The 10,494-nt window shown below is 36.2% G+C and carries 10 protein-coding genes and 1 tRNA gene; 2 read left to right on the forward strand and 9 right to left on the reverse strand.

Annotated features, from left to right (window positions below; all coding sequences use genetic code 11):
• The 4 genes from M0P98_08015 to lepB all read right to left on the reverse strand — a co-directional run.
• A partial coding sequence (locus tag M0P98_08015) for a hypothetical protein (protein ID MCK9266796.1) occupies window positions 1–2,499 on the reverse strand: 2,499 nt, incomplete at its 3' end.
• Window positions 2,489–2,971 carry a GNAT family N-acetyltransferase gene (locus M0P98_08020; protein ID MCK9266797.1) on the reverse strand — a complete coding sequence of 161 codons (483 nt, stop codon included), beginning with the start codon at window positions 2,969–2,971 and terminating at the stop codon, window positions 2,489–2,491. The genes M0P98_08020 and M0P98_08015, both read right to left, overlap by 11 nt.
• A gap of 4 nt (window positions 2,972–2,975) precedes the next feature.
• Entirely contained in the window at window positions 2,976–3,437 is a 462-nt protein-coding gene (locus tag M0P98_08025; GenBank protein MCK9266798.1) for a hypothetical protein, read from the reverse strand.
• Entirely contained in the window at window positions 3,434–3,901 is a 468-nt protein-coding gene (gene lepB, locus M0P98_08030) for a signal peptidase I (protein MCK9266799.1), read from the reverse strand. The genes M0P98_08025 and lepB overlap by 4 nt, the downstream gene beginning before the upstream one ends.
• Window positions 3,902–4,071: 170 nt before the next feature.
• On the opposite strand from lepB, the gene M0P98_08035 reads away from it, so the two are divergent.
• Together M0P98_08035 and M0P98_08040 are read left to right on the forward strand one after the other, a co-directional pair.
• Window positions 4,072–4,890 (forward strand): amidohydrolase family protein, encoded by an 819-nt coding sequence (locus M0P98_08035; GenBank protein MCK9266800.1) that lies wholly within the window; start codon window positions 4,072–4,074, stop codon window positions 4,888–4,890.
• Between the two features lie 2 nt (window positions 4,891–4,892).
• Window positions 4,893–5,672: an amidohydrolase family protein gene (locus tag M0P98_08040; protein MCK9266801.1), complete on the forward strand. Its 780-nt coding sequence runs from the start codon at window positions 4,893–4,895 to the stop codon at window positions 5,670–5,672.
• Between the two features lie 8 nt (window positions 5,673–5,680).
• Here the strand turns inward: M0P98_08040 and M0P98_08045 are convergent, their stop codons facing one another.
• The 5 genes from M0P98_08045 to M0P98_08065 all read right to left on the reverse strand — a co-directional run bounded on the left by M0P98_08045 (window position 5,681) and on the right by M0P98_08065 (window position 10,225).
• Entirely contained in the window at window positions 5,681–6,004 is a 324-nt protein-coding gene (locus M0P98_08045) for a hypothetical protein (GenBank protein ID MCK9266802.1), read from the reverse strand.
• A 100-nt stretch (window positions 6,005–6,104) separates the two neighbouring features.
• Window positions 6,105–7,037, reverse strand: coding sequence for a type II restriction endonuclease (locus M0P98_08050; protein ID MCK9266803.1), 933 nt, complete (start codon window positions 7,035–7,037; stop codon window positions 6,105–6,107).
• 4 nt (window positions 7,038–7,041) lie between these two features.
• Window positions 7,042–7,899 (reverse strand): site-specific DNA-methyltransferase, encoded by an 858-nt coding sequence (locus M0P98_08055; protein MCK9266804.1) that lies wholly within the window; start codon window positions 7,897–7,899, stop codon window positions 7,042–7,044.
• Window positions 7,900–8,285: 386 nt separating this feature from the next.
• Window positions 8,286–8,367: transfer RNA gene (locus M0P98_08060), tRNA-Ser, on the reverse strand.
• Between the two features lie 109 nt (window positions 8,368–8,476).
• Window positions 8,477–10,225: a DUF4091 domain-containing protein gene (locus M0P98_08065; protein MCK9266805.1), complete on the reverse strand. Its 1,749-nt coding sequence runs from the start codon at window positions 10,223–10,225 to the stop codon at window positions 8,477–8,479.
• Window positions 10,226–10,494: the final 269 nt, after the last annotated feature.

Genomic DNA, 10,494 nt, shown 5'->3' on the forward strand with positions numbered 1-10,494 from the left:
AGCACGCTTTCCTGTACGTCCTTCTTTTGACAACAATTTTAAAGCAGTAGGTATACCTATAAACGGGTTATGAAACTCGTGTTGCCCAAGATATACGCTCCTGCGAGGGCCTGGAAACATAGGCGAAATATATAGGTTAGGCCAATTAAGAAGATTATCTGGCTTCTTTTTAAGGTCCTCAGAAAACGGATATATACTTTTATAATAGAGAGCATCTTGAAGTGTCTGTTCTACTACGTATCTATTCTTATCTTCGCCTGTTAACCAGTAGGCAAGAGAATGCATAAACAGGTCGTGGTTTTTATGCCCAGCAGGTCTGTACCTACGGTCAAAACGGTACCTCTGGTCAAGAAGTTTTAATATAGCCTCTTTTACCAACTCGTCGCCTGTCTCAAGATAATACTCTGCAAGAGCAAAACCGGTACGATGATCTTTGTATAAAGGACCATAACCTGCTTCTTTTAACCCGTTTTGGCTTTCCATATCTATCCAAGCGTGTGCTACCTCTTTTGCCAACTTAAGAGTGTTCTCATCCCAATCGAGTTTAAATAACGGTCCAAGCATCCTTAACCCCATAGCGCCTATACTCTTGTTTACCTTCCAATTGTTTTTAATAAAAGAATCTTTTACTTTATATATAATATCGAGAGACCTCTCGTCGCCTGTAAGGTAATATTCAAGAAGCCAATGGTTAATAACACCAGAGTTTAGAAACATCGGTCTGGACTTTTCACCCCAGAATAGAGGCAGTTTACCTGACCTACCAACACCTCCTGATGCTGTAGTAAAACTTCCTTTCTGCTTATTTGGAACATCCCAATGGATAACATGCCAGTCACCTGTAAAACGACTAAAACGGTGAGCCCAATCATAATATTGTCTTTCACCGCTCCTTGCATAAAGCCTCCAAGGTTCGCTACGTAAACCATACTCTCTAAGGTTTGACAAAGCATGATGGCTTGACATCAACTTACCCTTAACCTCACCAAAAGACCTGTCTGGATAACATCCCCAAGCAATATACCCTGTCATTGGAAAAACTTTTAATGGAACAATCAACCTATCCCAATAATCCGAGATAAGAGATTCTTCAGCAGGAAACATTTTAGTATCTTTATGTAACATAGGTTGTTTTCCGTAAGCCTCGGTAGCACAAAGCCAAGACGGTTCCGCTATAACAAGAGGTGCCCTTGAGCATGCAACCGCTTGTTTTTTTACTACATCCTGATTATAGGAACCATTACGCACCACAAACCATATTTCGTGAGTTCGAGATGTCCCTTGAGCGTTACTACCGATAGATTCAAGTTCTTTATCTGATGTTATACCAAGCCCTTCAGTAACCCATCTCTCAAAATACTCTTTCACAAGAGTTTTTACACGAAAATCAAGTTCTCTACCACTACGACCTGACCATAACACCGCTTTTGTGCTTTGAGGTCCGAAAGAGATTTCCTTAGGAAACCGTTCTGCTAAAAATGGCATTACCAGAGTAATCCCAAAATTTCCGTAATCTCCGTGAGCCCAATCACCTGCAATTTTAAACTCCTCAACCACTTGTTCCCCTTTACCAATCACAGCTTTATATACCCTTTCAGCAAAATGAGGGTACATATCTTGAAGCAGATAAACTTCTTGGTTTTCTGATGTCACCTTTTTTATATCCTCAGAATTGAATTCACCTATTGGACAGTATACATCTAAAGGAGAAGAGGCAGTCTTAAAATCAAGCCCATAATCCTTAAACCAAACATTGTTTGTATTTTCGGTAAATATAATCGAATGAGTGAGTTTTACAACAGGAGAATCAACTGCGAAATAGAACCACACCTCTGCTCTTGCAAGTTTTTCTCCTGCACTGGTCACGTACCACCCTGACCTTTTAAGAGCGACCCTTCCAGGACCTTCTTTTAAAAACACATTCTCTATCTCTGCCAGTTCACCTGCTACTGTTGCTCTTCTGCCTTTATTATCTATTAAATACGCACCTGCCCCTGAATTTTTCAAGAACTGTTTTTTCTCTTTACCAGAGATCATCCAAGCCTCTTCAGGCAGAAGTTTATCCTTATCAAACCTAAATGAAGCAACCCCTGTATCTATAGTAAAACCTGCCTCTGAACCGGGTATTACCTTTAAAGGATTTTTTAACTGGCTTCTCTTCACCCCAGCCCCATACTCAACATAATATTTACCTTGCGGAGAAGCAGTAAACCCTACCAAAGCCCATCTTATACTTCCATCTTGCCAGGTTGCCGAAACATCTACTTGTGAAGGCACCTCCACTCCGTTGCTCATTAAACGAACAGAAGATATATCCTTCAATACGCCTTGAGGAAACGCAAGACTTCCTATCATTGGCCAAGTAGTTTTAAGCCCTGAAACATCTTCAATCATAAGTTGAAACTTTTCTGCTTTTAGACTACTTGTCTGCAAAAATCCACACATAAAGAAGATTAAACCAATCTTTGCCAAACAATCTAAAATCCTATCAAAATCCATTTTTTATCTCCTTTTTAGAAGTTTTACCCATACGCAATAATATTACATTATTCTTTTTTATCTCCTCTAACGGTTCATACCCAAGTTTTTTATAAAGGTTTATATTCCCATAACTTTTGCTCCCAGCCGCCAACTCATACCTACAAGCCTTAGGGAAACATTTTTCTATTTCAAGCATAAGATTTGTTCCAATCCCTTTTTTTTGGTATTCAGGTAGAACAGATAACCTGCTCAACCAACAGATATCTCCCTGCATAACTCCCCTAACAGAACCTACCAACTGACCATTATTTAAAACAGATTTAAGAATAATATGTGTATCAAAATCCTTAACAACCTGTTCAATAGTCTCAACGAGAGGAGAAATAGTAAAATCGTTATACAACTTTCCTTCACTTTCAAAAGCAGCCATTTGAACATGCAAAATATCAGACGCATCTTTTAAAGATGCTTTTTTAATAATTATTTCCATTTTTTCAATAAAAAGAGTACGGGTTTTCACCCAACTTCACAATTTTCCATTTACTACCTTCTTTCTTCATTTCAACCATAAAACTTCCAACCTCACCAACAGATTCTCCCGAAAGAGTTTTACCTCTCCCTTCGCCTATAAACCTAACAATAGCCCTCTTTTCTTTACCTTCACCTTCTATAACAACGTTGACCTGACTTAAAGATATTTTAATATCTTCATACTGATTTAACAAACTCTTGGCATAATAGAAAAGGGTAGCCCAGGTGTGCCCGTAGTCATCCAAGTACTCCATAGAAAGTTGTTTCATAAACCCGATATGGTCTTTCTTTTCAAGACAAGTTTCTGCCACCCTCATAGTTTTCAATACCCTCTCTTTTTCTGAGGTAAAAAAATATTTTACTGCCACAAAAACAAGCACAACAAACAGTACAGCAGAAACAATAACCAAAAAACGTGTTCTCATTTACCTCCAATAACCCGACCTATAATATTTTTAATATCAACCTGAGTCAATAAATGAAACTTATGAGGCATACTTCTATTATCTCCAGCCACAAACACACAACCCTGCCTTACTACAAATGGCTCAACATCCCAACTATTCTTTTCAGATAAATACTCTTCTACCTCTTGTTTGTCGTTAACAAAAAGATTACCGTCTTTTATTTCAATCTTCTCTCCAGCCAACCCCAAAACCCTCTTCTCAAAATATAAGTATGGTTTCTCTTTTGTCCTAAAAACAATAACTTCTCCTCTACGTGGAGTTCGCACCTTGTACGTCAATTTATCAACAAAAATAAAACTTCCATCCATATAAGTTGGTTCCATACTCTTACCAAAAGTTTTGAACCCCTGCACAACGTACAACCTTATAAGAAACAGAAATATTGCTATTACAACAAGCCTAATTATTCTCGTTTTCTTCATAAAATTCATTATATCAGTGATTTAAATATAATACAATCATATAATAGGATATAGCAATAATAGAACTTTTGACACAGAACAATAATTTGATTTAATATAATTGAAGTTTTTACAATCATATACTATCCTTATGATATGTTAAAATAAAGATATATAAAAGGAGAACCCTTATGGGAAAAGAACTGCACCAAACATTTTGGGAAATAAAAAAATATAAATCAATAGATTTCCATAACCATATCAGGTTGAAAAACAAAGTTTTAGACCTCGAATCTGCTAAATCACTACTAAACGCCGCTGATACTCTCGGTATTGAAAAGATTTGCGTTTCCCGCCCCTTAACACCTGATTCTCCTTCACCAAGCGACGTTACAACAGTAAACAATGCCGTATTGGAAGCTATGAAGTTTTCAGAAAGATTTATAGGGTTCTGTTTTTTAAATCCCGGTTACATACAAGAAAGTCTTAAAGAGATGGAAAGATGTATTATAAAAGGAAATATGGCTGGAGTAAAATTATACCACCAATACCTTGTATGCGACCCGGCGTTAACCCCTGTTATGTCGTATGCCGCAGAGTTGGGGGTACCTGTTTTAATGCATTCAGGCAAACTAACAAACCCTAAAGATATAAAATTACAAACACGTTTAAGCAATTCAAGCCATTTTATAAAAGCAGTCAAGATGTTTCCTAACACCATAATTGTGCAGGGACACATAGGAGGAGGTGGCGATTGGGAGTGGACTCTTAGAGTTTTAGAAGACCTTGAAAAAAATGCAAAATTTTATATAGATACAAGCGGTAGCGTAATAGACACAGGTATAGTAAAAAAGACAGTCAAAACACTTGGTGAAGACCGAGTTTTGTTTGCAACAGACGGTTCTATGGATGAAGGTGTTGGGAAAGTTCTTGATGCAAAACTATCCGAAAAACAACTAAGAAAAATATTTTCTGGAAATTTTAATAACATTCTTAAAGAGCGGAGGTAACAATGCTTTTTGATATAAACACAGCAACAGGTCACTGGCCTTTCAGGCAAATTCCTAACGAGAACATTTCAGAGTTAAAAACACTTTTAACAGATAAAGGTATCACAAAGGCAGCAGTTGTAAACACCAACGGAGTATTTTATAAAAACTGTCACGATGCCAACCTTGAACTGGCAAACCAAATATCAAAATATCCTGATTTCTTCACAGGTATTGCTACATTAAACCCATTATATCCTAAATGGGAAAAAGATTTACAGGATTGTTCAACACAACTCAAAATGAAAGGGCTTCGGTTGGTACCACAATACCACAACTATAACTTAAACCAAGCTTGCGCAACAGAGATAGTTACAGTTGCAACAGAACTTAATATCCCTATATTTATTCCTTCAAGATTGGTTGATGTAAGACAGAGACATTGGATGGACACACAAACAACCCTAACAGTAGACGAGATAGGCGCTCTATCTCTTATTGTTCCAAATTCAAGAATAGTTATAACAGAATGTTATGTATATCCTTCACAACTCAAAAAATTAGATGGCACTATTAAATACCCAAATTTATATTTTGAAATTTCAAGATTATCTTCTGCTTACGGGCAAGAGATTGCACAGATTGCAGAACTTATTGGTCAAGACCACCTGTTTTTTGGTACTGGCGCACCCTTTAAAGAAGTAACATCAGCGTTAATTAAACTAAACGTAATGAAATGTCCAGAGCAGACAAGAGAACAAATATCATACCAAAACGCACAAAAACTTTTTAATATAAATTAAATAATATCTTATTTTTTCAGCATTTCAAGAGGGTTAGGTGTTTTTAATACAAGAAAAGTAGTATTTTCGTTACCTATATTCTTTATCAACATACTTGTTTCAAAAGCAACCGGCAACAGGTCTCCCTCAACAAGGTTATTCTCTTCTCCATTAAGGTTAACAGAGAGAGAACCTTTTAACACAAGAAGATGCACATTTGAATTGGCTTGATGTTTAGGCACACTTTGTCCGGGCTTTAAAGCAATCTGCATAATCTGCAAATACTTTTCATCAACAGGCCTTCTTCTACCCATTCCTTCCTCTCTATAAGGAACATTCTCCAACACATTCATTAGCACCTCCGTTTGGGGTTAAACTAACCTCAATATATTTTTAAGCGGATTTATCCGCCGAAGCTCGTTTCTCAGAGCGTAAACATAGAACATAGTTAATTTATTCATAAGTTTGGTTCAACAAAAATTCCAAAACACCTTTTTCAAGCATAGCAAGATTAAAGAGGTAATCATTATGATTAAAAGTTTCACGTAAAGGTTTTGTAGTTGTTTTCCAACCCATTCCGTCGGTAATCCATAAAAACTTGTATTTTCCATTTAAAACATCAAACAAAGTTCTATACTCTCCAGCAGTAGATTTTAATTTTGAACCACCACCGCCATAAAAATTTGTTTCAATGATAAATAATTCTTTACCATTGTAAATAACAAAATCATAACGACGAGAAGATTTATCAACGGGCACATCATAGCAAAACTCTTTTTTAATCTTTGCAGCGTTTGCTTCTTTTAGATACTTGAAATTACTTTTCGCACAAACATCTTTAATAAAAACTTCAACGATATTTTCCATTGCATGCCCGCCTCGATTCTTCCTTCCATTACTATCAAGCCCTGCTTCAACGCCAATCATATAATCTACTAAATTTTTAATTTTATTATCAGTAATTAAATATTTGAGCCCTGTTTCTTGTACAAAATGTAAATACTTTTCTATATCTTTATCAGAAATATCTGTTTTAGAAAAATCATAATCTTCATAAATAAGTTTCTTGCTTTGAAAATCTACAAGAATTTTAAATTTTTTAGTATTCCTACCATCTCGTACTACTAAAGCAGGGATGACTTTTGCAATGTTTGGGTTTTCTTTCAATAAAAACTTAAATTCCTTATCAAAATCATCTTTCCCAATCAAATAATTCAAGTTATTTAAAGCAATCTCTATTTGCTTCGTATTGGTAAAGACTTTTTCCCAGTTAACAAAATATGACCAAATTGTATTACTTGGCTTTAAATTTGATATCAGAAAACTAAAGACCTGATCTTCTGTGTTGCAATTTAAGGTTGTTTCATAAAAAGATATTTTTTTCATAATATCATCTATTCTTACTCTTGTTTTTCATATTTTTATCCAATTCTTCAAATCTCTTTATTGATAAATCAAGAAACGGTTTTTCATTATCGATCCCGATAAACTTTCTGCCAAATAAATAAGCTGCTAACCCCGTTGTTGAACTTCCAGTAAATGGGTCCAAAATTAAATCCCCTTTATTTGTGCTTGCTATAACAATTCTTTTTAGTACTTCTAATGATTTTTGTGTTGGGTGCTTCCCAAAAGTTTTTTCAATTCTTTTTGGGGTATTTATTGCCCAAACGCTACGCATTTGCTTATCTTTTTCATGCAAAATCTCATAACGATTGCTTTTACCGCAATATTTACACTTAACATTTTTTTGATAGTTATCATCCCATTCAACCATATCTTTATAATTGAAAGTATGCTTTACTTTCTTTTCTTTCCTTGCCCAAATTAAAGTTTCGTGGCTAGCAGTAAAAAAACGACAACTTAAATTAGGTGATGCATTTGGCTTAAACCACGCAATATCATTTAAAAAATGGAATTCTTGTAGTTCCAAAGCAAAACCACACTGGTAAATTGAGTGATACGTTCCACTAACCCAAATTGTTCCATTTGGTTTTAAAATACGACGACATTCTTTAATCCAGGAAAGATGAAACTCAAAATTTTCTTTTTTCCCATTGCCAATATCCCATTCACCTTTTTTGACGCTTACCATTTTCCCGTTTTGACAAGTAAAAGTTCCGCCAGATAAAAAATAAGGTGGGTCGGCAAAAATCATATCAAAAAAATTTTCAGGAAATTCTTTCATTAACTTCAAAGAATCGGCATTATACAGAGTGAAATCAGGTTTATTATAGTATGGTTTTTGCATAATTATTTTATAGAATTATCAGCAGTAGTGTTAAATTTACTCGCTATTTTAATTTTGTCCTACAATGATTAAAATATCTATCAATACTTTATAAATATAATAACAAATAAAACGGCAGTAGTCCAATAAGAAATGAATGAAACAAGTTTGATATAGGGTTTCTCAGAGCGTAAACATAGAACATAATTAGTGAGCGGATTTATCCGCCGAAGCTCGTTTTCCAGAGCGTAGGCGGAGGGTGAGGGATTCGAACCCACCATGTCTCGCTTCGCTCTTTAAGGAGAAGAGCTACCCTCTCCTTAATGTTCCTCTCCCCAATACGAAAGACGCAGGGAAAACCTTTTTCCCTGCACCCTTTTAGGACATGGGGTTTCTCAGAGCGTAGGCGGAGGGTGAGGGATTCGAACCCCCATGTCCTTGCGGACGGCGGATTTCAAGTCCGCTGCCTTACCGTTAGACTAACCCTCCGTAATTGTTGGAATAAAGACAGGTAGCATTATTATAAGCTTTTTTACCATTTTTTGCAACAGTTTTGAAGCCGTATTACTAAATTCACTCTCAACCCTCTTGTATTAAATCAAGTCGATTGATTTAGTTTTACAATAGTTTTTCCCACACGCAAACGAAAATCCTCAAGGTATTTCACATCACGAGTATGCCCAGTAAAATCAGGAACAATTTTTTCATTAAATTCTTTCATAAGGGATTTCCCTTCTTCTCTATCTTTTTCACTACCTTTACCTTTCTGCATCAAATCCCTTAACAAGTAAAGGTATTCGTAATCTTCCATTGCCTTCCGTATAATTTCCCAACGGATAGAATCAACAGGTTCGTGAGATTGGCTCGGCATACGAGGAGGATAGATAACAAAACTATCTCCAGCTTGAAGGCTACCTCCAGTTGTATTGTCGTAAGGGTTGTACGGATCTTCTCGATAATAGGGTGGATGCCAGTCCCAATGGTTAAGACCCCAATGGAGAAATCCTTTTATGTTATACTTGAAAGCAAGCCAAGTGAATATTCGAAGACGTATAAGAGGCAGGTCAATAAAACGGTTTGGCCAAGGACCTGTCGGCTCGCAACAGTAGTAGAACCATATTTGGTCTTTAGATATTCCACTCTTTTCAGCAAAACTCTCATACTTACTCTCCTGCGGAACAGGATAATCCACGTAAGGAGCAAATTTTTCTTCCCCCATAGCGTCCATAGTCTTTATTCCAGGAGCAACATTTTTGATAAATTTTACAAAACTTGTATAAGGTTCAAACTGGCTTCCTGTTGGTTCGTCAGAAACGTGTAGGCAAAATTTTTCAAGCCATCCTTTTTCAATAAGATGTTTTTCTAATGCTGAAAGAAACTGTTTAAGAAAATTTCTGTATCCTTCATCCAAAGTGGAAGGAAAAATAAGTTGTTCTTTTTTACTTTTCCCCACTCTTAGCAAAAGTACCGCAGTAGGGTTAGTAGAACGACGAGCAAGGTGGCTACCCTCAATAAGTTCAAAACCGTGTGAAAAAAATATCTCTACCCATTTATCAAAATTATCAAAAGTAAACGAATATTTTCCTGAAGATTTCTCAACAATATCAATAAGAGATTTTTCGTTTTTGATATTATCTTTATAACAGGTAGTCCCAATAGAAAAAAGAGGTGTAAGAACAACATTTTGCCTATGTGAAGCAAGATTTTTTGCGTATATTTCTATAACCTTCCAAAACTCCTCCGTAAAAGGTTCAAGATTATGAAAGTTTATAACCGGTCCTGTCCTAAACCAGTTAGTCATCAACAGATGAGACTTTTTTGGCAAACTAAAAGGCAGAACTTCAATAACAAATTTTACATCTTTTTTTTCTTCACCAAGACTTACCGCAATTTTTCCAACATACTTACCCGGCGTAATATCAGGGTTAATAAAAATTCGTACCCACACACCCAGTGTATCTGAAAACTTCTCTTTATTCCAACGCCCTCTCCACAAAGAAGGCATAAGAGGGTCAGGGAAAAACCCTGGTGCTTCTCCTTCCAGTTCTTCGGGCGGGTTACCTGCTGAGTTCCAATGCACAGGCACATATTCTGTATATAAAACCTCTACGCTACTGTTGGGAATAACATCACCTTCTTTGGAAATTATATCGCCCACTTCTACATTAAACTCTACTTTTAAATCTCTTAATTTCTCAGATAACCCCTTAACCCCAACTTGAAAACAAGCAACTTCATTGCCAGCAGTTGTAATTTCTATTTCTTTTTTTTTAGTTTTTGGCTTACAGTTTGGCAAAATGCGAATCATACTATTTTGAACCCAGATATCAAATTTGTTGGTTTGCATATTTGTTCTCCGTTTATAAAATGACAAAATTTATGTTTCAAAGCGTAAGAAAAACGAGATTGCCGCGTTTCAAAACACTCGCAATGACAAGCATAGGGGGTGGCTCCTTCCCATTCCTTTTCCGCCTTCGGCGAGATTGCCACGCTAAGAAACCCCTCCTACGCCAAGGTATACCTGCCGAAGCTTGTATTTTAGCGTAGGTTGGCTTCGGCGGGTAAAGCTCGCAAGACAAACTACAAAAGACGGAATGGGGGGGATATTTCTTTACA

Source organism: bacterium, assembly GCA_023230585.1.
Classification (GTDB): Bacteria; Ratteibacteria; UBA8468; order B48-G9; family JAFGKM01; genus JALNXB01.